The following is a 24,871-nucleotide window of genomic DNA, read 5'->3' as shown; positions in this document are numbered from 1 at the left end:
CTGTGGTGCCTCCTGGCGTATCACTTGAATTTGTCCAGCAGCCGCTCCATCGCGGAGCGGGTGTCGGCGGCGGGCTCTTCCTTGGCGGGTTTGGCGCTGCCAGTGCCGCCAGCCTTGGCCTCGCCCTTGGGCCTGGTGGTGGAGCTGCGCGGCGGGGCCACCCGCAGTGCCACCGCGTTCATGAACTTGCCGACGTCGCCGCGGGCCAGCTCTGCCGCGCCGTCGGAGATGCCGCGCATCAGGTCGTCCAGCCAGCCTTCGTCCGCCTTGGGGAAATCGCGCAGCACGTAGCCCGCCACCGCGTCCTTGTGGCCCGGATGACCGATGCCCAGCCGCACCCGGCCATAATCCGCCCCGATGTGTGAATGGATCGAGCGCAGCCCGTTGTGGCCGGCATGGCCGCCGCCCTGCTTGATCCGCGCCTTGCCCGGCGCCAGATCCAGCTCGTCATGCAGCACCGTCACATCGGCCGGCGTCAGCTTGTAGAACCGCATCGCCTCGCCCACCGACTGGCCGGAGAGGTTCATGAAGGTCTGCGGCTTCAGCAGCAGCACCTTCTCGCCGCCGAGGCTGCCCTCGCAGACCAGCGCCTGGAACTTGGCCTTCCACGGGCTGAAGCCGTGATCGGAGGCGATCCGGTCCAGCGCCATGAAGCCGATGTTGTGGCGGTTGCGTTCGTATTTCGGGCCGGGATTGCCAAGGCCGACAAAGAGTTTCATGGGGTCTGCCCGCTTGTGTTTTCCGTGACCCAAGGTGATGCCCTATCTGGCCCGCGAAATCCAGAGCTGACGGCGGATCAGGCGTAGCGGCGGCTGGCGGCCAAGGGTGCCAGATCCAGCCCCGGATCGCGCCCCTGCGCAAGGTCCGTTATCAGCCGCCCGGTCAGCCCGCCCAGCGTCAGCCCCACGTGCTGGTGGCCAAAGGCATAGAGCAGCCGCGGCGACCGCGCGCTGCGGCCCAGCACCGGCAGCGAATCCGGCATCGTCGGCCGGCGGCCCAGCCACTCGCTGGAGGGCGCGGGCAGCGGTCCCAGCATCTCCGCCCCGCGACGCGCGAGGTAGTCGAGCCTCTGCCGGTTGACCGGCGCATCAAGGCCCGCAATCTCCACCGTGCCCGCCAGCCGCAGCCCGTCGGCGTGCGGCACCGCGTAAAATCCGCCCTCGGCCCAGCCGACCGGGCGGGTCACCCTGTGCGCTTCACCCTGAAACATCAGGTGGTAGCCCCGCTCGGTGCCCAGCGGCAGATCGGCTGTGCCCGCGCCGGGGATCCGGCCGGAATAGGCACCGGCCGCGATCACCGCGTGATCGGCGCTCAGGCGCTGGCCGTCCACCGTCACCGTCACCTGGTCCTGCCCGGCCTGAACAGCCTCGACCGGCGCCGTCATGCTGCTGCCGCCGAGGTCGCTGAACCTCTGGTGCATCCGCGCAATCAGCGCCTGCGGGTTGCGCAGATGGCGGGCCTGGTGGAAATGCACGGCGCGCTGGATCGGCATTTTCAGACCCGGCTCCATCGCCTGGGCCTCGCGCGGCGAGACCTCTCGCCAAGCAACCCCCAACGCGCGTCGACGTTGCAGTCCGGCTTCGGCGGCGGCGGCCCCGGCGGCGGTGGACCAGATGTTCAGCTGGCCGCGAGTGTCCACCAGATCCTGCGCGCCCGCCGCCTCGATCAGCGGGTCGAGGCCGTCGTCGGCCTGCGCCATCAGCGCCGCCAGGTGCCCGGCGATCCGCGCCGACGGCGCAGCGCGGCAATTGGCCAGAAACGCCAGCATCCAGCGCGGGTTCTTCAGCGCGTGGGCGTAGGAGACCCCCAGCGGGCTGTTGCCGGACAGCATCAGGCTGGGCAGGCTGCGCAGCACCGAGGGATCATTCACCGGCAGGCAGGCATAGGTCGCCAAGGTGCAGGCATTGCCGGAGCTGGTGCCACTGCCCGGCGGGTTCGGATCCGCCAGGAGCACCCGCAAGCCCCGCATGCGCGCCCAGAGCGCACAGGAAACGCCGATGATCCCGGCACCGGCAATCACCATGTCGTAATCCGCCATCCCTGCCCCCGAAGAAATACTGCTGACTCCCGGCGCCAGAGGGACAGCGCCGCGGGAAAATGTCAATTGCCGCGACGCCGGGCCACCGATTGCGCATAAAAAAACGGGCTCCCGAAACGGGAGCCCGTGCAGCAGACCCTGATACCAGGGTGCGATGCTTATGCTTCGGCGGCTTCGCCTTCTTCGCCTTCGGCTTCCTCGTCATCGGAAGCGGCCAGGCCCGCAGGTGCGGAGATGTTGGCAATCACGAAGTCGCGGTCGATGGTCGGCTTGGTGCCGTTCGGCAGCTCGATCGAGGAGATGGTGATAACATCGCCGATGTTCAGGCCGGTCAGGTCGACGGTGATCTTCTCCGGAATGTCACCGGCGGTCACAACCAGTTCCACCTCGGGGCGAACGACGGTCAGAACGCCGCCCTTCTTGATGCCGGGAGCGGCTTCTTCGCCCACGAATTCAACCGGGATGAACAGGTTGATTTTCGAGGTGCGGCGCAGGCGCATCAGGTCGAAGTGGGTCGGCAGGTCCTTGACCACGTCACGCTGAACGTCGCGGCAGATCACGCGCACGTCGTCCTGGCCTTCCACTTTCAGGTTCCACAGGGTGGACTTGAACTGGCCGGCTTTCAGCTTTTTCAGCAGCTCGTTGAACGGGATCTGGATCGCAACCGGATCCACGTCACCACCGTAAACAACGCCGGGAACCATGCCTGCGCGGCGAGCTGCGCGAGCGGCGCCCTTGCCCGTCCCCGCACGTACTTCGGCTACGAGATCAGGAATCTCTTTTGCCATGTCTATTCTCCAATATGTCTAGGGCGGGGTGCCTCCAAGGCTGTCACCCCGCGTGAAGCCGTGCCTATAGACCGGAACGCAGGCTTTGGGAAGGGGCAAAGCCCTCCGGCCCTGCCCCGCAGCAGCATTATTGCTGCCAGCGCCCGCCGAAATCCTCCGGCACCAGGAGGTTATGGCGGCCGAGATCCTGCACGCGGCGTTCACCGCACAGCGCCATGGTGGTGTCCAGCTCCTTGCGAATCACCTCCAGCGCGGTGCTGACGCCCTTTTGCCCCATCGCGCCGAGGCCATAGACAAAGGCCCGGCCGATCATGGTGCCGGTCGCCCCCAGCGCCAGCGCCTTCAGCACGTCCTGACCAGAGCGGATGCCGCTGTCCAGATGCACCTCGACGTCGCCGCCGACCGCATCGACGATCTCCGGCAGCATGCGGATCGAACTCAGCGCGCCGTCCAGCTGCCGCCCGCCGTGGTTCGACACCACGATGGCATCCGCGCCCAGCTTGGCGGCCATGCGCGCGTCCTCGGTATCCAGAATCCCCTTCAGGATCACCTTGCCGCCCCACATCTCCATCAGCTTTTCGACCTTGCCCCAGTCCAGCGAGGGGTCGAACTGCTCGGCCGTCCAGGCGCCCAGCTGCGAGGTGTCGGAGACGCCCTTCACATGGCCGACGATATTGCCGAAGTTGCGCCGCTTGGCGCCCAGCATCTCGATGCCCCAGGCCCATTTGGTCATCAGGTTGGCAATGGTTTTCGGCGTCAGCTTCGGCGGCGCCGACAGGCCGTTCTTCAGGTCCTTGTGGCGCTGGCCGAGGATCTGCAGGTCCAGCGTGATCACCAGCGCCGAGCACTGCGCATCCTTGGCGCGCTGGATCAGGCGGCGGATATAATCCTCGTCCTTCATGGTATAAAGCTGGAACCAGAAAGGCTTGGAGGTCGCCTCGGCCACCTCCTCGATCGAGTTGATCGACATGGTCGACAGGGTGAAGGGCACGCCGAACGCTTCCGCCGCCTTCGCCGCCTTGATCTCGCCGTCGGCGTGCTGCATGCCCGTCAGCCCCACCGGTGCCAAGGCCACCGGCATCGCCACGTCCTGACCGATCATCCGGCTCGCGGTCGAGCGCCCGGACATGTCCACCGCAACCCGCTGGCGCAGGCGGATCTTCTCGAAATCCGAGGTGTTCTCGCGGAAGGTCTGCTCGGTCCAGCTGCCGCTTTCGGCATAGTCGTAGAACATCCGCGGCACGCGGCGTTCATAGATGCGCTTGAGGTCGTTGATATTCGTGATTACCGGCACCGGCCATTCTCCCGCCTTAATCTGGTAAAATTTCTTTACCAATCCCGACGATCAAAATCAACGGCGCCTTTGCCGCAGGCTGAAAACGCAAAAAGCCGCACCCATTGGTGCGGCTATTCGATCTGACATGCCGGTCTTTGCATGCTGTGTCCGGCGGCACGCCGGGCAGCGCCCGACCCTCCCCAGGGGAGGGCGCTTCGCACCCGCCCAGGGTCGGGCGCTGCCCTCAGCTCTGCTGTCGAAAGGCTTAGCCCCTGTGCGCGCCGTCAGCCAGCGACTTCACGAAGGCCAGCACCTCTTCCGTCGACTTGCCGGCGGCGATCTGGCTCACGATGGCGCTGCCCACCACCGCGCCATCGGCGACCGAGGCGATCTTCTCCGCCTTCTCCGGCGTGTTGATGCCAAAGCCCACGATGATCGGCAGATCGGTGGCCGCCTTGATGCGGGCAACCTCGGGCCCAACGTCACCGGCCTCGGCCTCGGCGGCACCGGTGATGCCGGTGATCGAGACGTAGTAGACAAAGCCCGAGGTGTTCTGCAGCACCTTGGGCAGGCGTGCGTCGTCGGTTGTCGGGGTGGCCAGGCGGATGAAGTTCAGCCCCGCCTTCTGCGCCGGAATGCACAGCTCTTCGTCTTCCTCGGGCGGCAGGTCCACCACGATCAGACCATCGATGCCGGCCGCCTTGGCATCCGCCAGAAATGTGTCCACGCCGCGGTTATAGATCGGGTTGTAATAGCCCATCAGCACGATCGGGGTGGTGTCGTCGGTCTTGCGGAAGTCGGCCGCCAGCTGCAGCGTGCGCTCCAGCGTCATGCCGCCGTCAAGGGCCCGCTGGCCGGCCAGCTGGATGGTCGGGCCGTCGGCCATCGGGTCGGTAAAGGGCAAGCCCAGTTCGATGATGTCGACCCCGGCGCCCGGCAGCCCCTTCACCACCTCCAGCGAGGTGTCATAATCCGGATCGCCCGCCATCACATAGGTGACAAAGGCTTTCTTGCCGGCGGCGTTCAGTTCGGCGAATTTGGCATCAATACGGGTCATGGGCGGGCCTTTTGAAATCTGTCCGCCCCGGTGTGCCGAATGTTGCGCGGGAAATCAATCCCGCGCAGCCTGGCTAGCGCTCTCAGCGGCCGAGCGGGATATGCCAGCGCAGCGTCAAGGAGTTCACGCCGGGATTCTCGTCAGCGGTCGAGGCGTTGGATTTGTGGCTGATCGCCAGCGACACGGCCTTGCCGTTCTGGAACCGCTTGCCCACCGCCAGCAGGCTGCGGATCTCGAAGGCCGACCCCAGATCATTCTCCGGCGAGCTGTCGTGATAGGCACCGGGCATCACGCTGGTCTCGATGAACCAGTCGTTCTTCATATCATACACACCGCTGATCCCCACGCCGGCAAAGACATCGCCGGTCTCCTGCACGTCCAGCGTCGCGCCAAAGCGCGCCGACAGTCGGCCACGCTGGTGAAACGGCGCGTGCAGATATTCCAGCGAGACGATCGCGCCATCCTCGGCGATCTCGCGGTGATAGTCGGAGTACCCCACGCCCAATGTCACTTCCTGTGCCGCCACGGGCAGAGCTGCGGTCGACAAGACCGCCGCCAACACAGCCGCTTTTTTCATTTTCAAGCCCTTCGATCATTACATGCCGCTTGTCGGCAGCTTTACGCCGCCCAGAGATACGGCTTTGCTTGCGATATCTGAACCCCCCTATGCTGCTTTGCGTTGCAGGCTGTCTGTGAACAGGTGCACAGATGGCAAAAGTGGCACACATGCCCGGCACAGGTGCCTTGCACGCACGTCGATTGCTGCCTAGAAGCAGCTCCCAAGTGGTATCAGGAGGCCGGTATGGGCTTTAAAATGGGAATCGTCGGCCTGCCCAACGTGGGTAAATCGACGCTGTTCAACGCGCTGACCAAAACCGCCTCGGCGCAGGCGGCCAACTTTCCGTTCTGCACCATCGAGCCCAACGTGGGCGAAGTGGCAGTGCCGGACGCAAGGCTGGACAAGCTGGCGGCAATCGCCAAGTCCAAGCAGATCATCCCGACCCGGATGACCTTCGTTGATATTGCGGGTCTGGTCAAAGGCGCCTCCAAGGGTGAGGGCCTCGGCAACCAGTTCCTCGCCAACATCCGCGAAACGGATGCGATCGCCCATGTGCTGCGCTGCTTTGAAGACGGCGACGTCACCCATGTGGACGGCCGCGTCGACCCGGTGGCTGATGCCGAGGTGATCGAGACCGAGCTGATGCTGGCCGACCTCGAAAGCATCGAGAAACGCCGTGCCAACCTGGTGCGCAAGCTGAAGGGCAACGACAAGGAAGCCCAGCAGCAGGACCGCCTGCTGGCCGCCGCGCAGGAGATGCTGGAAAACGGCAAACCCGCCCGCCTGGTCGAGGTCGACGCCGAAGACGCCAAGGCCTGGAAGATGCTGCAGCTGCTGACCACCAAGCCGGTGCTCTATGTCTGCAACGTCGGCGAGTCGGAATCGGTGGAGGGCAACGCGCATTCCGCCAAGGTCGCCGAAATGGCGGCGGCGCAGGGCAACAGCCACGTGATCATCTCCGCCCAGATCGAGGAAGAGATCAGCCAGCTCGACCCGGAAGAGGCGCAGATGTTCCTGGAGGAAATGGGGCTGGAAGAGGCGGGCCTCGACCGGTTGATCCGCGCGGGTTACGACCTGTTGCACCTTGAGACCTACTTCACCGTCGGCCCCAAGGAAGCCCGCGCCTGGACCATTCGCCAGGGCACCGCGGCACCGCAGGCGGCGGGCGTGATCCACGGCGATTTCGAAAAGGGTTTCATCCGCGCCGAGACCATCGCCTATGAGGACTTCATCGCCTGCAACGGTGAACAGGGCGCCAAGGAAGCGGGCAAGATGCGCGCCGAAGGCAAGAGCTACATCGTCAAGGACGGCGACGTGCTGCACTTCCTGTTCAACACCTGAAGCGCCCCGAAACATGACAGCTCACCGCCTGCCAACCCCTTGGCAGGCGGTTTTCTTTTGCGCCCCGCAACCGACCCTCAGCGGGGATTGACCCCGGCCCCGGCTTTGCCATGATGGCGGCGGCGCGCGGAAAATCCGGGCGTCCGCCAGCAATCGCGCTAGAGTCATCCTCATCCGCAGATCACGGGGCCGCATCATGCAAAAAGAGACCAGCATCAACGTTCTGGGTGGCCCGCTGGCCCCCTGCTCCACCGCGCCGCTGACCGGCTTTTTCCGCGACGGCCACTGCAACACCTGCGCCGAGGACCAGGGCAGCCACACCGTCTGCGTGGTGATGACGGCCGAATTCCTGGCGTTTTCCAAATATGTCGGCAACGACCTGTCGACCCCGCGGCCCGAGTTCAATTTCGCCGGGCTGAAACCCGGCGACCGCTGGTGCCTCTGTGCTGCGCGGTTCCTGCAGGCGGCGGATGAGGGCTGCGCGCCGCAGGTGAACCTGGAGGCGACCCACTTGCGGGCGCTCGACATCGTGCCGATGCGCATCCTGCAATCCTATGCCGCCGACCCCGCCTGAGCCGCTGCATTGACCTGTGGGCGGCACTGCCGTAAGTGCACAGGCAAGCCAGCCCGCCGGATCCCTCGCCTGCCTTGCCAGCCTTCGTTCCGAGACTGACCACCCCGAGGAGGCACCCTGCATGGGCTATATTGCCATGAACCGCTTCAAGATCCGCCTTGGCCGCGAGGCTGATTTCGAATCCATCTGGGCATCGCGGGAAAGCCGCCTGAAGGAAGTGCCCGGCTTTCGCGAATTCCGGCTGCTGAAAGGCCCCGAAGCCGCGGATCACCGGCTCTATTCCAGCCACGTGATCTGGGACAGCCGCGAAGACTTCGAAGCCTGGACCAAATCCGAACAATTCCGCGCGGCGCACCGCAACGCGGGCAAGCGCGAGGGCGAAAGCCCGATCATGGGGCACCCGCAGTTCGAAGGGTTCGAAACCGTACTGCACCAGGCGTAATCCCCGGCCGGGATCTGTCAAACCGCTGATCAGAGACGAAAAAGGCGCCCCGCGGGGCGCCTGTTCCTGTGTCTAACCTCGCGGGCTCACTCCTCGAAGGTGCGGCCTTCCTCGGTGTCGGACATGTCAAAGCCGAGATGTTTGGCGACCGTGTAGACGTCCTTGTCGCCGCGGCCGCACATGTTCATCACGATGATGTGGTCCGACGGCAGGTCCGGCGCGATCTTCATCACATGCGCCAGCGCGTGGGAGGGCTCCAGCGCCGGGATGATCCCCTCGGTGCGGCAGCTGACCTGGAAGGCTTCCAGCGCTTCCTTGTCGGTGATCGAGACATATTCGGCGCGCCCGGTGTCATGCAGCCAGGAATGCTCCGGGCCGATGCCCGGATAATCCAGCCCAGCCGAGATCGAATAGCCTTCCTGGATCTGGCCATCCTCGTCCTGCAGCAGATAGGTCCGGTTGCCATGCAAGACGCCGGGCCGACCGCCGGTGAGCGAGGCACAATGCTGGATGCGGTCGTCAACGCCCTTGCCGCCGGCCTCCACGCCGATGATCTTCACCGACGGATCATCCAGGAACGGATGGAACAGGCCGATGGCATTGGAACCGCCGCCGATGGCGGCAATCACGGTGTCCGGCAGGCGGCCTTCGCCCTCCTGCTCGGCCAGCTGCCAGCGGACTTCCTTGCCGATCACGGACTGGAAATCACGCACCATCGCCGGATAGGGGTGCGGGCCGGCGGCGGTGCCGATGCAGTAGAAGGTGTCGCGCACATTGGTCACCCAGTCGCGCAGCGCGTCGTTCATGGCGTCCTTCAGGGTGCCGCGGCCGGAGGTCACCGGGATCACCTCGGCGCCCAGCAGGCGCATGCGGAAGACGTTGGGTGCCTGGCGCTTGACGTCATGCGCGCCCATGTAGACCACGCATTTCAGGCCGAACTTGGCGCAGACGGTGGCGGTGGCCACGCCGTGCTGGCCCGCACCGGTCTCGGCGATGATGCGGGTCTTGCCCATGCGCCGTGCCAGCAGAATCTGGCCCAGCACGTTGTTCACCTTGTGCGCGCCGGTGTGGTTCAGCTCGTCGCGCTTCATGTAGATCTTGGCACCGCCGAGTTCCGCCGACAGCCGTTCGGCGTGATAGAGCGGGCTGGGACGGCCGACGTAATGCGTCCACAGGTCGCGCATTTCGGCCCAGAAGGAGGGGTCATCCTTGGCGCGGTTGTATTCTTCTTCCAGGCTCAGGATCAGCGGCATCAGGGTTTCGGACACGAAGCGCCCGCCAAAGATGCCGAAACGGCCCTGTTCGTCCGGCCCGTTCATGAAGCTGTTGAAAAGATCGTCGGCCATGGGTGTTCCCTCTCGCTTTCGCCGTGCCAGCCTTGACTATAGCGCGGCGGGGGCTTGGTAAAGGGGATTGCGCAAGCGCGACCACCTGGCACGGGGCGCTGCCCTGCCAGTGTCGCCGAGGTTTTTGATCCTGCCGGTTGCCGTCCGTTCTATGGGGAGCAGTCAAGGATGGCGGCGCCGCCACGGGGGCGGAGGCGGGACGGGCGTATCCGCCCGCACGCTAAACGTTGTCTCTGCGTGCCCCCTGCCGCGGGGGCCCTGTTCCTGGGTGCCGGGGGTGTCAGACCCGGCGATGATCGCGATCGGGAGGCAGTGTGGCGGACCGGGCTTAAGATCGCATGAGAGGGGCGCACGCCCTGTGCGCAACACCCGAGGAGCCGGATTGGCGCCAGGGTGAGCAATGAGTATTTTCAGAAAGATGAAGACGCGGGGCCTGTGTTTTCATCTTTCCCCAAATACTCAAATCCACGGCGTGCCCGCGCGCTGCCGCCGACAGACTGCCCGCCCGGTCAGCCGCGGGCGGCGATGGCCGTCTTGGTGAAGGCGTCGATCAGGGCGGCGTCCTTCTGCCCCGGTGCGCTTTCGACACCGGAGGAGACATCGACCTGGCGCGTGCCGGTCATGCGAATGGCCTCGGCCACGTTGTCGGGGGTCAGGCCACCCGCCAGCATCCAGGGTTTCTGCCAGTACTTGCGCCCCGCCAACAGCCGCCAGTCAAAGGCAAGACCGTTGCCGCCCGGCAGCACCGCGTCCCTGGGGGGCTTGGCATCGATCAGCAGCTGGTCAGCGACCTGTTCGTATTCCGCAATCTGCGGCAGGTCGGAGGCATCGGCGATGCCCACCGCCTTCATAACCGGCAGACCATAACGCGCGCGCACCTCCGCGACACGCTGCGGAGGCTCCTTGCCGTGAAGCTGCAGCATGTCCAGGGGCACCGCATCCGTGATGGCATCCAGCTCGGCGTCGGTGGCATTGACCGTCAGGGCCACCTTGCACAGGCCGACCGGCGCATCGATCGCCAGCGCCGCCGCCTCGGCAATCGTGACGTGGCGCGGCGATTTCGCAAAGAACACAAAGCCCGCATAGGCTGCCCCCGCAGCGGCGACAGCCGCCACATCCTGCGGCGTCTTCAGACCGCAGATCTTGACCCGGATATCAGACATGACCGGTCAGCCCGCGTCGTCGAGCATCGCGAGAACCTCGTCCTTGCCTTCGTGTTTCTGCTTTTTCAGCCGCTTCACCTCGCGGTCGAGCCTGCGGGCCTCCCGCGCTTTTTGCGCCGCTTCGCTGCGGTGCTTGTGCTCGCGGATCCATTCCCAGAGGAAGCCGATGATCAGGCCGACCCCGACGCCGCCCAGAACCACCACGAACAGCGGCAGCGCGATGCCGTGGTTGAATCCGAAGAGATCGGCCAGCGCGTCCGGCATCAGCCGAAGCTGCACCACCGCGCTGTTGGCCAGAGACACCGACACCAGCACGATGGCCAGGGCCGCAAGAACCGCGTAGCGAATGTAACGCATCAGGCTTTCCCGTTCAGGCGGTCCCTCAAGAGTTTACCCGTCTTGAAGAACGGCACATGTTTTTCTTCAACATTGACCGTTTCACCGGTGCGCGGGTTGCGACCGACGCGGGCATCCCGCTTCTTGACCGAAAAGGCCCCAAAGCCGCGCAATTCGACCCGGTCACCGCGGGCCATGGCGTTGGTCACCTCTTCGAACACCGTGTTCACGATCCTCTCTACGTCCCGCTGATACAGGTGCGGGTTTTCGTCTGCAATCTTCTGAATGAGTTCAGAGCGGATCATGGTCTGTTTCCTCCCAGATCACCGTGTTGTTTCGGCTATTATTCTGAGAGTATAGGAAAAATCCAGTGGCGGGGGAACAAAATGCCGCACCGGAGGCCGGGTATTCCACCACCAATGCGCAGGTTTTCAACGCCGCACCGCCAATTTTCGGGCGGCATTTCGCCGCCGCAATGCGGCATTGGACAAAGCTGGATACAACGCCGCGCTGCATGATTCGGGCCAATCTGCCCGCTCTGCCCCCCTTGCAGAGCTGCGGGAATGGGCCTAACCAGCGATTGTTATGTTATTACATTCCGAATCGATAGGGTGATCCAATGACCAAGACCAGACTGACCTCTCTGCCCGCGCTGGCCGCCGCGGCCCTGTTCCTGACCACCGCCCTGCCCGCCATGGCCGCCAAGACCCATGCCCACGACCACGGCCACAGCCATGAACAAACCGAGGCCGAAAAGCGCATCTACGAGGGCTATTTCGAGGACAGCCAGATCCAGCCGCGTCCGCTGTCCGACTGGGAGGGCGACTGGCAGTCGGTGTTCCCCTACCTGCAGGACGGCACGCTTGACCCGGTGCTGGAAGACCGCGCCGCCCATGGCGACAAAACTGTCGAGGAGTACCGCGCCTACTACACCACCGGCTATGGCACCGACACGCATGCCATCCGCATCGACGGGCAGACCGTCACGTTCACCAGCGACGCGGGCAGTGTCAGCGGCACCTATGTCTCGGACGGCTACGAAGTGCTGACCTACAAGAAGGGCAACCGTGGGGTGCGCTATGTCTTCCGGAAGGAAAGCGGTGATGCGGCGGCCCCCGGCTACATCCAGTTCAGCGACCACCGCATCGCGCCGGAGAAGGTGGATCACTACCACCTCTACTGGGGCGATGACCGTGCCGAGGTGCTGAAGGAGCTGACCAATTGGCCGACCTACTACCCCGCCTCGATGAGCGGCGAGGAGATCCTGCACGAGATGCTGGCGCACTGACGCCGCAGGGCTGATCCGGGCCGGTTCCCGTGGTCAGCCACAGCAGCCGCCGCCCCGTTGCACCGGCGGGCACGGGACGGTGGCATAGGAGCAGAACACGCAGCAATCGCCCGGCCGCGGCTTCAGGATGGCCTGGCAGGCCGTGCATTCATAGAACCACTGGCACGACTCGGTCGGCATGGTTTCCGTCTGCGCATGGCCGCACTCGGGGCAGGTCAGGGTGCTTTGCAATTCGATCGGTTGCTCGGTCATCGGCTCACATCTGCATAATCAGGTAGTCGTTTATCCGGCTTTCGTTCAGCGCGATCAGCCAGGCGATGGCGGTCAGCGCGGCGCTGCCGCCGAGCCACCAGCGCAGCCGCGCCGCAGTTGCGCGGCGATGCGCCAGCCATCCGGCGACCAGCAGCAGCGCGGTCGACAGGACCAGCACGGGATAGCTGGCCGCGGCCAGCAGGCCAAAGACAGCCAGCCCGCTGCCGCCGATCCCCAGCAACATCAACAGCATCGGCAGAACGCAGCAGGTCGCCGCCAGCAGCGCCGAGGACGAACCAAGGTAGCTGAGCTTCAGGAATGTCTGCATCTGCCGCCCTTTCCGCGTGGATTTGCTGCAAGCCGTGACGGCAGGTATACTTCCTGTAGTCACTACAGGAGCAAGCGGGAAAGAGAGATGATCGCCATTGGAGAAGCCTCCCGCCAAAGCGGCGTCGGCATCGAGACGATCCGCTATTATGAGCGCGAAGGCATCGTGCCCAAGCCCGCACGGGCGGCGAACAACCGGCGGCTCTACTCCGCCCGGGACGTGGGGCGGCTCCGGCTGCTGAAACGGTGCCGGGCGCTGGGGTTCTCCCTGGCGGATGTCAAGACGATGCTGGATCTGGCCGAGCAAGGCAGCGACGACTGCCCGGCGGTCAAGGTTCTGGCCGAGGAGCATATTGCGGAAGTCCACCGCAAGATCGCCGAGCTGGAACGCCTGGAGGCAGCGCTGCAGGAGCTGACCCGGAACTGCGCCAGCGGCAATGTATCCTGCCCGATGCTGGCCGAGCTGCAGGACGCCTGACACGGCGGCCCGAGCCGCGCGATCAGCCAGCGCTGCGCGCCAATGAAAAAGCCCCGCAGTTTCCTGCGGGGCTCAGTTTTGTCAGCCGTGAGGCCGGGCGATTAGTCGCCCGACTTCAGAGCGGCGCCCAAGATGTCGCCCAGCGATGCGCCGGAATCCGAGGAGCCATACTGCTCGACTGCTTCTTTTTCTTCCGCGATCTCGCGCGCCTTGATGGACAGGCCCAGGCGGCGGGTCTTGGAGTCGACGTTGGTGACGCGGACGTCGACCTTGTCGCCAACCGAGAAACGCTCGGGGCGCTGGTCGGCACGGTCGCGGGCCAGGTCGGAGCGGCGGATGAAGGACTTCATGCCTTCGTATTCCACTTCGATGCCACCGTCTTCGATCGCGGTCACTTCAACGGTCACGATGGAGCCACGCTTCACGCCGCCCACGGCTTCGGCGAACTTGTCACCGCCCAAGGCTTTGATCGACAGCGAGATACGCTCTTTCTCGACGTCCACTTCGGAGACAACGGCCTGAACCACGTCGCCTTTGCGGTAGTTCTGGATGGCGTCTTCGCCACGCTCGTCCCAGGACAGGTCGGACAGGTGAACCATGCCGTCGATGTCGCCTTCGAGGCCGATGAACAGACCGAATTCGGTGATGTTCTTGACTTCGCCTTCGACCTGGGTGCCTTCCGGGTGGGTCTCAGCAAAGACTTCCCACGGGTTGCGCATGGTCTGCTTCAGGCCCAGGGACACGCGGCGCTTGGCACCGTCGATTTCCAGAACCATGACGTCGACTTCCTGCGAAGTGGAGACGATCTTGCCGGGGTGCACGTTCTTCTTGGTCCAGGACATCTCGGAGACGTGGACCAGACCTTCGACACCGGGCTCCAGCTCAACAAATGCACCGTAGTCGGTGATGTTGGTGACGCGGCCCTTGTGCACCGAGTTCAGCGGATACTTGGCGCCAACCAGATCCCACGGGTCTTCCTGCAGCTGCTTCATGCCCAGGGAGATACGGTGGGTTTCCTTGTTGATCTTGATGACCTGAACCTTGACGGTTTCGCCGATCGACAGGATCTCGGAGGGGTGGTTCACACGGCGCCATGCCATGTCGGTGACGTGCAGCAGGCCGTCAACGCCGCCGAGGTCAACAAACGCACCGTATTCGGTGATGTTCTTGACGACACCGTCCACTGCCTGGCCTTCGGACAGGTTGCCGATGACTTCGGCGCGCTGTTCGGCGCGGGACTCTTCGAGGATCGCGCGGCGGGAGACAACGATGTTGCCACGACGACGGTCCATCTTCAGGATCTGGAACGGCTGCTTCAGACCCATCAGCGGGCCTGCGTCGCGCACGGGGCGGACGTCAACCTGCGAGCCGGGCAGGAAGGCAACAGCGCCGCCCAGGTCGACGGTGAAGCCGCCCTTGACGCGGCCGAAGATCGCGCCTTCGACGCGCTGATCGTCTGCGTAGGCTTTTTCCAGGCGGTCCCAGGCTTCCTCGCGGCGGGCCATCTCGCGGGAGATGACGGCTTCGCCACGGGCGTTCTCAGCCGCGCGCAGGTACACCTCGACTTCGTCGCCGACAGAGATTTCGGGCGCTTCGCCGGGGTTTGCGAATTCTTTCAGATCAACGCGGCCTTCCATCTTGTAGCCGACGTCGATGATGGCCTGGCCGGCTTCGATCGCCAGCACTTTGCCTTTGACAACCGAACCTTCGTCCGGAGTGTCCATTTCGAAGCTTTCGTTCAGGAGGGCTTCGAATTCCTCCATCGATGCGTTTTGAGCCATGAGGTCTCAGGTTTCCTTTACTAACGGTTTTCTGGCCGGGCGGTTGTCTCCGCCGGTCTTGGTTAGCCAGTCAAGAACGTGGCCCGGAACATGTCCGATCAAACAAACACAAAGGGCCGAGGTAGTCCCCAGCCCTGCTCAGACATGTCACCCGGACGTTGGCCGTCCTGTCTCGACAGCGCGCGTATAGGCGGATTCCCGGTCCAGCGCAAGGGGGCAGAGGGTTATCCCCTGCCCTGCCACACCTGCGCGTCGCGGCGCAGCATGGCCTGTTCCGCGGCGTCCAGTCGGGCCAGCGCCGCCGCCGGGTCGCGCGCGCCGCCGGCCTTGCGCCACAGCCGCAGCGCCGAGGCCGGGCTCCAGGGCAGGCAGGCCGAGGCCAGCCAGCGGCGCAAGGGCGCTGGCAGGGCATCATAGGCCTGCATCGGGTCCCCGACCCTGCGGCGGCGGCGCAGGGTCGAGTTGAGGTTGCGGCGCGGACGACGGTCAGCCATTGCGCCGCCAGGCCGGGAACGGGTCTTCCAGTGTGGCCCAGGCCGGGTCCAGACCCTGCGCGGCTTCCGGCATCAGGCAGGCATCCAGCTGCGCGCGCAACGCCTCCGGGTTCAGGCCCGCGCCGATGAACACCAGTTCCTGACGGCGGTCACCCCAGGTTTCATCCCAGTTGCGCAGGAATTCGCTGCGCGCCTCGGGATGGCTCGGCCAGCGCTCGGTCGGCACCGCGGCCCACCACAACCCCATCGGCCGCACCGAGGACATCGCCCCCGCCAGCGAAAATTCCGCCGCCCAGTCGGGTTGACTGGCGATCCAGAAATGCCCCTTGGCGCGGATCACCCCATGCAGGTCGCCATTCAGGGTCGCGTGGATCCGCGCCGGGTCAAAGGGGCGCCGGGCCCGGTAGACAAAGGACGAGATGCCGTATTCCTCGGTCTCCGGCACGTGATGTTCGAAGCCATACAGCTCCTTGGCCCAGAGCGGGTGTTCATGGGCGCGGTCGAAATCGAACAGCCCGGTATTGAAGATGCGGCTGGCGTCGACCTGCGAATGGTCGGTCTGGATGATCTCGGCATCGGGGTTCAGCGCCTTGATCACCGTGATCGCGGCCTGGGTCTGGTGCGGCCCCGCATCGGTGACCTTGTTGAGGATGATGACATTGGCAAATTCGATCTGGTCGGTCAGCAGGTTGACCAGGGTGCGGTCATCCTCTGCCCCCAGGCTTTCGCCACGGTCGCTGAGGAAGTCATGGCTGGAGAAATCCCTGAGCAGGTTGACCGCGTCCACCACAGTCACCATCGTGTCGAGCCGCGCCACGTCGGACAGGCTGTTGCCCTCGGCGTCGCGGAAATCGAAGGTCGCGGCCACCGGCAGCGGCTCGGCGATGCCGGTGCTTTCGATCAGGAGGTAGTCAAAGCGCCCCTCGGCGGCGAGGCGGCGGACCTCTTGCAGCAGGTCATCGCGCAGGGTGCAGCAGATGCAGCCGTTGGTCATTTCCACCAGTTTCTCGTCCTGGCGCGACAGTTCGGTATCACCGCGCACCAGGTCCGCGTCAATGTTCACCTCGCTCATGTCGTTGACGATCACCGCCACCCGGCGGCCCGCGCGGTTGTTCAGAACGTGGTTGAGCAGCGTTGTCTTGCCCGCCCCAAGAAAGCCGGAAAGCACCGTCACCGGCAGCCTGTTGTCCGTCATGCCAGACCCTTTATGTTATATCATAACAAAACTGACGGAGCGCATAGCATCCCTGCCCGCGCCGGGCAAGCCCGAGCGCGCACCGCGCCGGAGGCGAGCCGGGCGCGGGCACAAATTCTGATTTTTTCCCTCGTGCGGGAAACTGCGCCGCTGGCTGCCGGGGGAGGCTCCTAGAGGTCCACCTCCAGCACGCCGCCCGGCTCCGCCGCGCGGGACTGGCAGAGGATGATGGCACGCTCGCGCTGCTTGTTGGAGAGGACGAAATCGCGGTGCTCGGCCTCGCCCGAGAGCAGCCCGCATTTGCACACCCCGCAAATCCCGTCCGAGCATTTCACATCGACATGGATGCCCGCCTCGGCCAGCACGTCGGTTGCGGATTTGTCGGCGGGGATCACGATTTCGCGGCCCGTTTTCGCAAGCTTCAGGGTGAAGTCGTGGTTTTCATACTCGGGCTGTTCCGGCACCGAGAAATACTCCATGTGGCGGTTTTCCTCGGGGAAACCGTTGGCGCGGGCGGTGTCCAGAACCGCCTGCATGTAGGCGTCCGGCCCGCAGGTGTAGACATGGCGGCCGGGTGCCCATTGCAGCACCTCTGCCAGATCCACGCGGCTGCCCTCGTCGGAGAAATGCAGATGCACCTTGTCGGCCCAGGGCACTTGCCTGAGGTCCGCGAGGAAGCCCGCATTGGCCCGTTTGGAACAGGAGTAGCGGAATTCGAAATTGCGCCCCAGCGCGTGCAGGCGGTGGGCCATGGCGATCATCGGGGTGACCCCGATACCACCGCCCATCAGGTAGGATTTCTCCGCATCCTCGTGCAGCGGGAAGTGGTTGATGGGCTTGGAGACAAACACCATGCGGCCTTCCTCGAAGATGCGGTGCAGCAGGCGCGAGCCGCCACGCCCTTCGTCCTCGCGCAGCACCGCGATCTGGTATTTCGAGGTGTCGGCAGGGTCGCCCGACAGCGAGTACTGGCGGAAGTATTCCGGCGCGACGACCACGTCGATGTGGGCGCCGGCCGTTGCGGCAGGCAGCGGTGACCCATCGGGCATGGAGAATTCATACTTGGTCACCGTATCGGTCATGTGCTCGACCTTGGACAGCCTGACCCGCATCACCGGCGCGTCGCCCTGATCGGCGGTATAGACATGCTCGGGCGGCTGGCCCGCGGCACGACGGCGTTTGTGTTCTTCCGCCGTTATCATGTTCTCATAGGCGGCGATCCCCGCCTCGCGGTCCATCGGCGCCGGCCAGGCGTAGGGCGGCGGCGCCAGCGGCGCGGGGTAGACCGCAAGGGTCTGATCCTCGTACTTCAGGTCCAGATCCTTGGAGAGCTTGCGCGCATTGACCGGGTGTTTCGACGGCAGGTAGGCGCCGTCGTCCTCCATCTCCAGATCCCACCACCATTTCTTGACGGGGTTCACTTCACCGTTGCCCAGCGCATCGTCGAGTTTCGCCAATAGCGGCGCGCTGCCCGGGACGTTCATTGCCGCCCAGCGGAACGGGGCCTCGGCGAACAGGCCTTCGAGGTTCCACGGGCAGGTCTTCATGCAGCGCCCGCACATGGCGCCGCCGGGGACCGTGACCCGGTAGGTGGTGCATTTCTGGCTGTCGGACTTCCAGATCTCGTAGCCGTTGAACATCAGCTTCGGACCGGCGGTGATGGCGCCCGACGGACACTCGCGGGCGCATTTATTGCAGGCCTCGCAGAACTTTTGCAGGCCGAAATCCACCGGCTTATCGTGGTCCATCGGCAGGTTCGTGGTGATCGCCCCGGATTTCAGGCGCGGGCCGAGGAAGGGGTTCAGGATCACCTCGCCGATGCGGGAGACCTCGCCCAGACCAGAGAGCAGCAGCAAGGGCGGCTGCAGCACCTCGCCGTCCATCACCGAATGCACGCGGGCGGAATAGCCGAGGTTGCGGATCTGCTGGCCGATCACCCCACCCAGCAGCGAGAACCGCAGATAGGCGCGCATCGATTGCGCGCAGGCGATCCAGTCGTCGCCCGACGCACCATCCATCGTCTCGTGCCCCTGGTCGATGATGATGCTGATGGCGTTCTTGTGGTAGGGGTCCAGCCTTTCGCCCGCCGCGTCATGGGAATAATAGGCCCAGTCCGGACAGCGCGAGATGCCCACCGCGTCGCAGCCGAGGAAATAGGCGGTGGCCTTGATATTGGCGGCGTTGCGGGCGGCGTCGGCGGCGGAGGGATGCACCTCGGGCGCGACCTCTCCGTCCTGCAGCAGCACGAAGGCTGCAAGCGAGAAGCGGAAGGCAAAGGCGGAGGACGACTTGCGCACGTAGTTGCCGTTCTTAGCGGCCTCTTGCGGGCCTTTGCCGAGGTCGCCGAACAGGGTGCGGGCGAACATGTCGGCGCGTTTTGGGACGCGGGCGACGTTCACCTCGTCGATATAGGTGGTGGGATCGTCAACACGCTTCAGGGTCTCGAACGGGCGCGGGCCATCCTTGAAGCGGCGCTTGGCATAAGGGTCGCGGGTGGCGGCGCTTTTGGCGTGACGGCCAAGACCATAGCGGTAGCCCAGCCCCGGCGTTTGCCCCGGCACCAGCGGCAGGTCGTGGGCCAGCTCCAGCGTGGTGGTCACGGCGGCGATGCCGAAGCGGCGACCGAGGAAGGGGTTCACCAGTTCGCCATCCTCAAACGTGGCCAGCCCCGCCTGCACCGCGAGCTGCGCCAGGTGGACATCGGTTGCCGCGCCGGTATGGGCGCGGGCCTCCCAGCCGAGCAGACGGATGTAGCTGGCCAGCGTCACCACGGTTTCCGCCGCGCGCAGGCAGGCGCGCTGGTCCTGTGCGTCCGCCAGCCAGTCGGTGCCGTCTTCGCCCGGTTCGGGGTCACGGGGAAATTCATAGAGGAACACCAGCGCATGGCCGTGATGACGGCAGCTGGCGGGCGGCGCATCCATGGTTTCGCGCAAGGTGGCCATCACCGCGTCGATGCCCGAGGCAAAGGTTTTGGTCTGTTTACTGCGCAGCGCCTCGGCCAGCGCGTCCACGTCCGGGTTGGCCAGCGGCGTGTCCAGCCAGGCCGACGGCGGCACCGCGCAGGCGCCGACGATGGACGCATCGCAGAAATAGCCAAAGGCCTTCAGGTGATCGCTGCGCTCCTGCGGATCGCTTGGGATTTCGGCACGCTCGCGTTTGACCAGCCCCTCGCGAGTGGCATCCAGCATCGCCTGGTAGTCGCGCATCGCGTTGACGATCGACAGCGGCGCCTCGGGGCGGCGGAAGGCGGTCTGGGGCCGCACCGGGATCGCGTCCAGCCCCTCAGCGGCGGCCTGCCGCGCCAGAGTTTCCATCGGATAGGCGCCCAGATGCACCGGCCGGTTGCGGTAGGAAAACAGTTTGCCCATGGTTCTTCCTTGCGGTTCGTTCGCTGGCGGGGAGCGGGTCAGAGTTTCGGTACGATGCGCGGCTCGTCCCGCAGCAGCTTGGCGGCGGCGGCGCGCAGCTGCGCCAGCTCCTGTTCGGTCAGCTTGGCCTCGAAATGCGCGGCGTTCTCCTGCGCCATCGGCAGCACCGCCTCCAATGCCTGCTGGCCACGCTCGCGCAGGGTGACATGGATCGAGCGCCCGTCCCCATCGCCGCTGCCGCGGGTGATGAAGCCGCGCTCCTCCATCTTGCGCAGGGTGCGCGAGGTGGCGGTGCGGTCGATCCCGATGAAATCGGCGATCTCGGACGGGCTGTGCAGCCCCTCCTGCCCGGCCGCCAGCAGCACGCACCACATCGGGCGGGTCAGCCCGTAGTCGGCAATGCCCTGTTCGAACCGGCGTTCGATCACCCGCGCCAGCATGGTGATCTGATAGCCCAGGGAGTTGTGAAGCTGAAAACGGTCATCTGTCATAGTAATTGACAGTGTCAACTATATCGCCGCGAAAAGCCAGTGGTTTCTGCAAGGGCACCGTCCGACGAAAAAACCGGCCCGCACTGAGCGGGCCGGTTCAATAAAATCAGTCGGTTAGGTCTGCGCCTCACTCGGCGCGGGCACCCCAGAGGTCGTATTCGCCAGCCTCGTCCACGGTGACGGTGACCAGATCGCCGACCTGCAGCCCCTCGGTGTTCTCATCGATGAACAGGTTCCCATCGATCTCCGGCGCGTCGGCCTTGGTGCGGCAGGTGGCGATGCCATCCTCGTCGATATCATCGACGATCACCTGGCACGTCTGGCCGACCTTGGCCGCCAGCTTGGCCTCGGAGATGGCCTGCGCCTTCTCCATGAAGCGTTCCCAGCGCTCCTGCTTCACCTCTTCCGGGACGTGGTCCGGCAGGTCATTGGAGCGCGCGCCGTCGACGTTTTCGTATTTGAAGCAGCCGACCCGGTCCAGCTGCGCCTCGTCCATCCAGTCCAAGAGATGCTGGAACTCCGCCTCGGTCTCGCCGGGGTAGCCGACGATGAAGGTCGAGCGCAGGGTGATGTCCGGGCAGGTCTCGCGCCAGTTGCGGATCTCGTCCAGCGTTTTGGCCGCCGCCGCGGGCCGTGCCATGCGGCGCAAAACGTCCGGGTGGGCGTGCTGGAAGGGGATATCCAGATAGGGCAGCAGCGCATTGTCCGGATCCGCCATCAGCGGGATCAGCTCACGCACATGCGGATACGGGTAGACATAGTGCAGCCGCACCCAGAGGTCCTCGGCAGGGGCCAGCTTGCCCAGCTCGCGGCTGAGGTCCTGGATATGGCTGCGCACCTCCTCACCCTTCCACGGGTGGGATGAATACTTGCGGTCCAGACCGTAGGCGGAGGTATCCTGCGAAATCACCAGGAGCTCGCGCACGCCGGCCTCGACCAGCTTCTCCGCTTCGCGCAGCACGGCGTGCACCGGGCGCGAGGCCAGCTTGCCGCGCATGTCGGGGATGATGCAGAACTTGCACTTGTGATTGCAGCCCTCGGAAATCTTCAGATAGCTGAAGTGGCGCGGGGTCAGCTTCACCCCCGCCGCAGGCAACAGATCCACATAGGGGTTCGGGCTGGGCGGCACCGCGGAATGCACCGCGTCCAGCACCTGCTCATACTGGTGCGGGCCGGTGACGGCGTGGATGCGCGGGTGATGTTCACGGATATAATCCGGCTCGGCGCCGAGACAGCCGGTGACGATCACCTTGCCGTTTTCCTTCAGCGCCTCGCCGATCGCCTCGAGGCTTTCGGCCTTGGCCGAATCCAGGAAACCGCAGGTGTTGACGATCACCGCGTCGGCGCCCGCGTAATCGGGCGAGATGCCATAGCCCTCGGCGCGCAGGCGGGTCAGGATGCGCTCGCTGTCCACCAGTGCCTTGGGGCAGCCAAGCGAGACCATGCCGAGGGTCGGCTGGCCGTCACGGGGCGCCTCGCGGAACTGCGGCTGCGGCGCAAGGTCGGGGCGGAGGCTGGGCGGGTTGCTGGGCGCGTCACTGGTCATGCGCGCGCATATAGCGCGCGACGCGGGCTTTGGGAACGAAAGAATTGCTGCCGCGGTGGCATGGCAGCCATGCAGGGGGGCAACAGCGCGGTGGCCTCTGGCGACAAGTTTCTTGACAAAAGAACTCGGTTATTTTAGGCGCAGCGATGCGCCGCATGGCGCGTTTCCAGCTACGGCCCCGGCCCGCATGTCCCGCCGCCGCGCCCAGCCACGCACAATCGAACAGCTGACAGGATGACCCGGCCCCGGCTGCGCCGCGCCGCTTGGCTCCTGCGGCTTTGCTGGCAGCAGGGAAGGCCCGGAATGACAATCAGCCCGACGTTCACACTGGAGACCCGCACAACGCTGGCAGGGCTGGATTTTGCCGCCCTGGCCGGGACGATGCGGCAGCAGGCGCAGGTGTACGAGCTGGAGATACTGGAAGACAGCGCGCAGCGGATCCTTGTCGAGGTGCGCGATTTCGGCCGCCTACAGGCCGAAGCGCGCGCGGAGGGCTGCGAGGTGCGGCTGCACGCGGCCCTGCCCGACCGGCTGCAGATGCTGCAGGACAGTTTTGTCGAACAGCTGCGCGGGCTGCAGCCGCAGGCGGCCGAGACCCTGCGTTGGCAGGGCGGCGAGGCCGCGGGCGCGGTGCCGCCGAACGTGCATTTCACCACCGTGCAGTCGGTCACGCCGCTGGGGCGCAGCTTTCTGCGGGTGACAATCAAGGGCGACGACCTCTCCGGATTTCGGGACGATGCCATCCACTTTCGCCTGCTGCTGCCGCCTTCTGACTGCGAAACGCCGGAGTGGCCGCGGCTGGGTGAGAACGGCGCCACCATCTGGCCCAAGGGAGAGATGGCGCTGCACCGGCCGGTCTATACCACCCGCAAAATCTGCCACCAGAGCGGCGAGATGGCGTTCGACATCTTCGTGCATGAGGGGGGCCGCGCGACGGAATGGGCCAACCGCGCCCGGCCGGGTGACCGGCTGGCCATTGCCGGACCCGGCGGCGGCGGCATCCCTGATGCGCGCAAGATACTGCTGTACGGGGATGAAACCGCCCTGCCCGCCATCGCGCGCATTCTGGACAGCCTGCCTGCGGACGCCAGCGGCGCGGCGGTGCTGCTGGCCGATGGCGGCGCGGACTGCGGCTATCCGCTCACCCCACCCGCAGGCATCACCCTGCGCTGGCTGGACCGGCGCCAGGGCAATGCATTGACCGAGCTGGCGCTGGCGGCATGGCCGGAACACCGCGACCACTTCCTGTGGTTCGCCGCCGAAAAATCCCAAACACAACCGGTGCGGACGGCGGTCAAAGACGCCCAGGCCGACCCCGCCACCCACTACATCGCAGCTTATTGGAGCAAGCCATGACCCTTCGTATTTCCGCAGCCCTCGCCGCCCTTGTGATGAGCGTCCCGGCGGTACTGGCGCAGGAGGCACAGGATCCTCAGGGCGCACCGGCTGCACCGCCGGTCCCTTTCATCGCACTCGAAGCACCGGGGGCCGAACCGCTGCTTCCCGGCGAAGACGCGGCTACGACGCCGCTGATCCCGACCCAACCGGCGCAGGACGTGGCAGAGGCCGCCGCGCCCACAGAGGCGGAAGAGGCCGCACCGGTCAGGGAAGCGCCCCCGCAGCAGGCTTCGCCAGCCAGCGCCGAGGCGCCCGCGCCGGTGACGCGGCAGGACGAGCTGACGGAAATGGCCAGCGATGCCACCGCCAAAGCGCTGAAGTTCCTGCGAGACGGCGGCCCCTCGATCTGGGCGATCGCGGCTTTGTCGGTGATCACGCTGGCACTGATCCTGTGGAAGATCTGGCGGCTGGCGCTGATCGGTGCCTGGTCGCGCGGCAAGGCGGGCAAGGCCGTGGCCGCCTTTGAACGCGGCGACGCCGAGGCTGCGCTGGCCATCGTCAAGGGCCGCATCGGCATCCGCTCGCGCGTTGTCGCCGCCGCGCTGACGGCCAGCGCGACCCTGCCCGAAGACCGCGCCCGCGAGGAAACCGCGCGGGTTGCCAAGCTGCATCTGGCCAGCGCCAGCACCGGCCTTGGCGCGCTGGAGCTGATCGCCACCATCGCGCCGCTGCTGGGTCTTCTCGGCACGGTTCTGGGCATGATCGCCGCCTTTCAGGCGCTGCAGGCGGCGGGTTCCAAGGCGGACCCGGCGCTGCTGGCCGGCGGCATCTGGGAAGCGCTGCTGACCACCGCTGCGGGCATGGCGGTGGCGATTCCCGCCTCCGCTGCGCTGACCTGGTTCGAGGCGGTGATCGCCCGCATCCGCCAGGACATCGAGGACAGTGCCACACGCATCTTCGTCGCCCGGGAACCGCAGCACCTGCAGCTGGCGGCCGAGTGATCCCATGCAGTTCACCCAAGCCCCGCGGCGGCGGCGCAAGCCCAGCCTGACGCCGATGATCGACGTGGTCTTTCTGCTCCTCGTGTTCTTCATGCTGGCTTCACGCTTCGGCTCGGACGCGGTGCTACAGTTGCCGCTGGCGGGCCAGGGCGGCTCCTACGACGGGCCGCCCCGGCTGATCGGCATTGGCGCGAACAACCTGGATGTGAACGGCGTGCCGGTTGCGGACAAGAACCTGACCCAGGCGCTGGCACCGCTGATGACATCGCCTGCCGACATGCTGATCCTGCGCGGCCGCGACGGGGCCAACCTGCAGCGGATCACCGATGTCACCACCCTGCTGCGGCAGGCAGGGTTGACCAATTTCGTCCTGGTGGAATGAGGAGGCGCCG

26 protein-coding genes are annotated in these 24,871 nt (G+C 65.6%); 8 read left to right on the top strand and 18 right to left on the bottom strand.

What is annotated here, in order from left to right:
* Positions 1-20 precede the first annotated feature (20 nt).
* From pth to AB9K35_RS13525, 6 genes are all read right to left on the bottom strand, one after another.
* Positions 21-719, bottom strand: a complete 699-nt coding sequence (gene pth, locus AB9K35_RS13550) for an aminoacyl-tRNA hydrolase (protein WP_369926826.1) — start codon at positions 717-719, stop codon at positions 21-23.
* A 77-nt stretch (positions 720-796) separates the two neighbouring features.
* Positions 797-2,038 (bottom strand): NAD(P)/FAD-dependent oxidoreductase, encoded by a 1,242-nt coding sequence (locus AB9K35_RS13545; RefSeq protein ID WP_369926824.1) that lies wholly within the window; start codon positions 2,036-2,038, stop codon positions 797-799.
* A gap of 158 nt (positions 2,039-2,196) precedes the next feature.
* Positions 2,197-2,826 (bottom strand): 50S ribosomal protein L25/general stress protein Ctc, encoded by a 630-nt coding sequence (locus AB9K35_RS13540; RefSeq protein ID WP_222454974.1) that lies wholly within the window; start codon positions 2,824-2,826, stop codon positions 2,197-2,199.
* A gap of 127 nt (positions 2,827-2,953) precedes the next feature.
* Positions 2,954-4,120 (bottom strand): L-lactate dehydrogenase, encoded by a 1,167-nt coding sequence (locus AB9K35_RS13535; RefSeq protein WP_369926822.1) that lies wholly within the window; start codon positions 4,118-4,120, stop codon positions 2,954-2,956.
* A gap of 247 nt (positions 4,121-4,367) precedes the next feature.
* Positions 4,368-5,159: a tryptophan synthase subunit alpha gene (trpA, locus tag AB9K35_RS13530; RefSeq protein ID WP_369926820.1), complete on the bottom strand. Its 792-nt coding sequence runs from the start codon at positions 5,157-5,159 to the stop codon at positions 4,368-4,370.
* Between the two features lie 82 nt (positions 5,160-5,241).
* Complete coding sequence (locus tag AB9K35_RS13525) at positions 5,242-5,736, bottom strand: acyloxyacyl hydrolase (protein ID WP_369926818.1); 495 nt, start codon at positions 5,734-5,736, stop codon at positions 5,242-5,244.
* A 225-nt stretch (positions 5,737-5,961) separates the two neighbouring features.
* Between AB9K35_RS13525 and ychF the strand changes: the two genes are divergently transcribed.
* The 3 genes from ychF (at position 5,962) to AB9K35_RS13510 (ending at position 8,075) form a co-directional block, all read left to right on the top strand.
* The gene (gene ychF, locus AB9K35_RS13520; RefSeq protein ID WP_369926816.1) at positions 5,962-7,059 is read left to right on the top strand and encodes a redox-regulated ATPase YchF; all 1,098 of its coding nucleotides are present in this window, start codon (positions 5,962-5,964) and stop codon (positions 7,057-7,059) included.
* A 196-nt stretch (positions 7,060-7,255) separates the two neighbouring features.
* Positions 7,256-7,633, top strand: coding sequence for a DUF2237 domain-containing protein (locus AB9K35_RS13515; RefSeq protein ID WP_222454969.1), 378 nt, complete (start codon positions 7,256-7,258; stop codon positions 7,631-7,633).
* Between the two features lie 121 nt (positions 7,634-7,754).
* Positions 7,755-8,075, top strand: a complete 321-nt coding sequence (locus AB9K35_RS13510; RefSeq protein ID WP_369926814.1) for an antibiotic biosynthesis monooxygenase — start codon at positions 7,755-7,757, stop codon at positions 8,073-8,075.
* 86 nt (positions 8,076-8,161) lie between these two features.
* Here AB9K35_RS13510 and trpB read toward each other — a convergent pair whose 3' ends face one another.
* The 4 genes from trpB to ihfB form a co-directional block, all read right to left on the bottom strand.
* Positions 8,162-9,421, bottom strand: coding sequence for a tryptophan synthase subunit beta (gene trpB, locus AB9K35_RS13505; RefSeq protein WP_369926812.1), 1,260 nt, complete (start codon positions 9,419-9,421; stop codon positions 8,162-8,164).
* 509 nt (positions 9,422-9,930) lie between these two features.
* Complete coding sequence (locus AB9K35_RS13500) at positions 9,931-10,584, bottom strand: phosphoribosylanthranilate isomerase (RefSeq protein ID WP_369926810.1); 654 nt, start codon at positions 10,582-10,584, stop codon at positions 9,931-9,933.
* Positions 10,585-10,590: 6 nt separating this feature from the next.
* Entirely contained in the window at positions 10,591-10,941 is a 351-nt protein-coding gene (locus tag AB9K35_RS13495) for a lipopolysaccharide assembly protein LapA domain-containing protein (RefSeq protein WP_369926808.1), read from the bottom strand.
* Positions 10,941-11,225, bottom strand: a complete 285-nt coding sequence (gene ihfB, locus AB9K35_RS13490; protein WP_222454965.1) for an integration host factor subunit beta — start codon at positions 11,223-11,225, stop codon at positions 10,941-10,943. Before ihfB ends, AB9K35_RS13495 begins: the two co-directional genes overlap by 1 nt.
* 314 nt (positions 11,226-11,539) lie before the next feature.
* On the opposite strand from ihfB, the gene AB9K35_RS13485 reads away from it, so the two are divergent.
* Entirely contained in the window at positions 11,540-12,208 is a 669-nt protein-coding gene (locus AB9K35_RS13485; protein ID WP_369926806.1) for a ZinT family metal-binding protein, read from the top strand.
* Between the two features lie 33 nt (positions 12,209-12,241).
* On the opposite strand, the gene AB9K35_RS13480 is transcribed toward AB9K35_RS13485, so the two are convergent.
* Positions 12,242-12,460 (bottom strand): GDCCVxC domain-containing (seleno)protein, encoded by a 219-nt coding sequence (locus AB9K35_RS13480; protein WP_369926804.1) that lies wholly within the window; start codon positions 12,458-12,460, stop codon positions 12,242-12,244.
* 4 nt (positions 12,461-12,464) lie between these two features.
* Entirely contained in the window at positions 12,465-12,788 is a 324-nt protein-coding gene (locus tag AB9K35_RS13475) for a hypothetical protein (protein WP_369926802.1), read from the bottom strand.
* An 87-nt stretch (positions 12,789-12,875) separates the two neighbouring features.
* Here AB9K35_RS13475 and AB9K35_RS13470 point away from each other — a divergent pair, with 87 nt between their 5' ends.
* Positions 12,876-13,265, top strand: coding sequence for a MerR family DNA-binding protein (locus tag AB9K35_RS13470; RefSeq protein WP_369926800.1), 390 nt, complete (start codon positions 12,876-12,878; stop codon positions 13,263-13,265).
* 101 nt (positions 13,266-13,366) lie between these two features.
* Here the strand turns inward: AB9K35_RS13470 and rpsA are convergent, their stop codons facing one another.
* The 6 genes from rpsA to rimO form a co-directional block, all read right to left on the bottom strand.
* A complete protein-coding gene (rpsA, locus tag AB9K35_RS13465; RefSeq protein WP_369926798.1) occupies positions 13,367-15,046 on the bottom strand; it encodes a 30S ribosomal protein S1 in 1,680 nt (559 codons plus the stop codon).
* A gap of 224 nt (positions 15,047-15,270) precedes the next feature.
* Complete coding sequence (locus tag AB9K35_RS13460) at positions 15,271-15,540, bottom strand: DUF6525 family protein (protein ID WP_222454958.1); 270 nt, start codon at positions 15,538-15,540, stop codon at positions 15,271-15,273.
* Positions 15,533-16,735, bottom strand: a complete 1,203-nt coding sequence (locus AB9K35_RS13455) for a GTP-binding protein (protein ID WP_369926796.1) — start codon at positions 16,733-16,735, stop codon at positions 15,533-15,535. Before AB9K35_RS13455 ends, AB9K35_RS13460 begins: the two co-directional genes overlap by 8 nt.
* A 170-nt stretch (positions 16,736-16,905) precedes the next feature.
* Complete coding sequence (locus tag AB9K35_RS13450) at positions 16,906-20,103, bottom strand: 2Fe-2S iron-sulfur cluster-binding protein (RefSeq protein ID WP_369926794.1); 3,198 nt, start codon at positions 20,101-20,103, stop codon at positions 16,906-16,908.
* 38 nt (positions 20,104-20,141) lie between these two features.
* Positions 20,142-20,594, bottom strand: coding sequence for a MarR family winged helix-turn-helix transcriptional regulator (locus AB9K35_RS13445; RefSeq protein ID WP_369926792.1), 453 nt, complete (start codon positions 20,592-20,594; stop codon positions 20,142-20,144).
* Positions 20,595-20,721: 127 nt separating this feature from the next.
* Positions 20,722-22,140: a 30S ribosomal protein S12 methylthiotransferase RimO gene (rimO, locus tag AB9K35_RS13440; protein WP_222454954.1), complete on the bottom strand. Its 1,419-nt coding sequence runs from the start codon at positions 22,138-22,140 to the stop codon at positions 20,722-20,724.
* A 303-nt stretch (positions 22,141-22,443) separates the two neighbouring features.
* On the opposite strand from rimO, the gene AB9K35_RS13435 reads away from it, so the two are divergent.
* Genes AB9K35_RS13435 through AB9K35_RS13425 form a run of 3 tightly spaced genes read left to right on the top strand, consistent with a single transcriptional unit; the run spans position 22,444 to position 24,861 of the window.
* Complete coding sequence (locus tag AB9K35_RS13435) at positions 22,444-23,496, top strand: siderophore-interacting protein (protein ID WP_369926789.1); 1,053 nt, start codon at positions 22,444-22,446, stop codon at positions 23,494-23,496.
* Entirely contained in the window at positions 23,493-24,479 is a 987-nt protein-coding gene (locus AB9K35_RS13430) for a MotA/TolQ/ExbB proton channel family protein (protein WP_369926787.1), read from the top strand. The genes AB9K35_RS13435 and AB9K35_RS13430 overlap by 4 nt, the downstream gene beginning before the upstream one ends.
* Positions 24,480-24,483: 4 nt before the next feature.
* Positions 24,484-24,861 (top strand): biopolymer transporter ExbD, encoded by a 378-nt coding sequence (locus AB9K35_RS13425; RefSeq protein WP_222454951.1) that lies wholly within the window; start codon positions 24,484-24,486, stop codon positions 24,859-24,861.
* Positions 24,862-24,871 lie beyond the last annotated feature (10 nt).

It is taken from the genome of Leisingera sp. XS_AS12, assembly GCF_041224635.1.
Taxonomy (GTDB): domain Bacteria; phylum Pseudomonadota; class Alphaproteobacteria; order Rhodobacterales; family Rhodobacteraceae; genus Leisingera.
Note: the sequence above shows the minus strand (reverse complement) of the source record. Positions and strands in the feature narration are given on the sequence as shown.

What these genes read in the sequence shown, in the direction of transcription:
- AB9K35_RS13540 (WP_222454974.1), bottom strand. Translation starts at nt 2,826, where the DNA reads ATGGCAAAAGAGATTCCTGATCTCGTAGCCGAAGTACGTGCGGGGACG.
- AB9K35_RS13425 (WP_222454951.1), top strand. Translation starts at nt 24,484, where the DNA reads ATGCAGTTCACCCAAGCCCCGCGGCGGCGGCGCAAGCCCAGCCTGACG.
- rpsA (WP_369926798.1), bottom strand. Translation starts at nt 15,046, where the DNA reads ATGGCTCAAAACGCATCGATGGAGGAATTCGAAGCCCTCCTGAACGAA.
- AB9K35_RS13430 (WP_369926787.1), top strand. Translation starts at nt 23,493, where the DNA reads ATGACCCTTCGTATTTCCGCAGCCCTCGCCGCCCTTGTGATGAGCGTC.
- AB9K35_RS13435 (WP_369926789.1), top strand. Translation starts at nt 22,444, where the DNA reads ATGACAATCAGCCCGACGTTCACACTGGAGACCCGCACAACGCTGGCA.
- AB9K35_RS13460 (WP_222454958.1), bottom strand. Translation starts at nt 15,540, where the DNA reads ATGGCTGACCGTCGTCCGCGCCGCAACCTCAACTCGACCCTGCGCCGC.
- AB9K35_RS13455 (WP_369926796.1), bottom strand. Translation starts at nt 16,735, where the DNA reads ATGACGGACAACAGGCTGCCGGTGACGGTGCTTTCCGGCTTTCTTGGG.
- AB9K35_RS13510 (WP_369926814.1), top strand. Translation starts at nt 7,755, where the DNA reads ATGGGCTATATTGCCATGAACCGCTTCAAGATCCGCCTTGGCCGCGAG.
- ychF (WP_369926816.1), top strand. Translation starts at nt 5,962, where the DNA reads ATGGGCTTTAAAATGGGAATCGTCGGCCTGCCCAACGTGGGTAAATCG.
- AB9K35_RS13525 (WP_369926818.1), bottom strand. Translation starts at nt 5,736, where the DNA reads ATGAAAAAAGCGGCTGTGTTGGCGGCGGTCTTGTCGACCGCAGCTCTG.
- AB9K35_RS13485 (WP_369926806.1), top strand. Translation starts at nt 11,540, where the DNA reads ATGACCAAGACCAGACTGACCTCTCTGCCCGCGCTGGCCGCCGCGGCC.
- AB9K35_RS13450 (WP_369926794.1), bottom strand. Translation starts at nt 20,103, where the DNA reads ATGGGCAAACTGTTTTCCTACCGCAACCGGCCGGTGCATCTGGGCGCC.
- AB9K35_RS13500 (WP_369926810.1), bottom strand. Translation starts at nt 10,584, where the DNA reads ATGTCTGATATCCGGGTCAAGATCTGCGGTCTGAAGACGCCGCAGGAT.
- trpB (WP_369926812.1), bottom strand. Translation starts at nt 9,421, where the DNA reads ATGGCCGACGATCTTTTCAACAGCTTCATGAACGGGCCGGACGAACAG.
- AB9K35_RS13515 (WP_222454969.1), top strand. Translation starts at nt 7,256, where the DNA reads ATGCAAAAAGAGACCAGCATCAACGTTCTGGGTGGCCCGCTGGCCCCC.
- AB9K35_RS13495 (WP_369926808.1), bottom strand. Translation starts at nt 10,941, where the DNA reads ATGCGTTACATTCGCTACGCGGTTCTTGCGGCCCTGGCCATCGTGCTG.
- AB9K35_RS13480 (WP_369926804.1), bottom strand. Translation starts at nt 12,460, where the DNA reads ATGACCGAGCAACCGATCGAATTGCAAAGCACCCTGACCTGCCCCGAG.
- trpA (WP_369926820.1), bottom strand. Translation starts at nt 5,159, where the DNA reads ATGACCCGTATTGATGCCAAATTCGCCGAACTGAACGCCGCCGGCAAG.
- rimO (WP_222454954.1), bottom strand. Translation starts at nt 22,140, where the DNA reads ATGACCAGTGACGCGCCCAGCAACCCGCCCAGCCTCCGCCCCGACCTT.
- AB9K35_RS13445 (WP_369926792.1), bottom strand. Translation starts at nt 20,594, where the DNA reads ATGACAGATGACCGTTTTCAGCTTCACAACTCCCTGGGCTATCAGATC.
- AB9K35_RS13475 (WP_369926802.1), bottom strand. Translation starts at nt 12,788, where the DNA reads ATGCAGACATTCCTGAAGCTCAGCTACCTTGGTTCGTCCTCGGCGCTG.
- AB9K35_RS13470 (WP_369926800.1), top strand. Translation starts at nt 12,876, where the DNA reads ATGATCGCCATTGGAGAAGCCTCCCGCCAAAGCGGCGTCGGCATCGAG.
- AB9K35_RS13545 (WP_369926824.1), bottom strand. Translation starts at nt 2,038, where the DNA reads ATGGCGGATTACGACATGGTGATTGCCGGTGCCGGGATCATCGGCGTT.
- pth (WP_369926826.1), bottom strand. Translation starts at nt 719, where the DNA reads ATGAAACTCTTTGTCGGCCTTGGCAATCCCGGCCCGAAATACGAACGC.
- ihfB (WP_222454965.1), bottom strand. Translation starts at nt 11,225, where the DNA reads ATGATCCGCTCTGAACTCATTCAGAAGATTGCAGACGAAAACCCGCAC.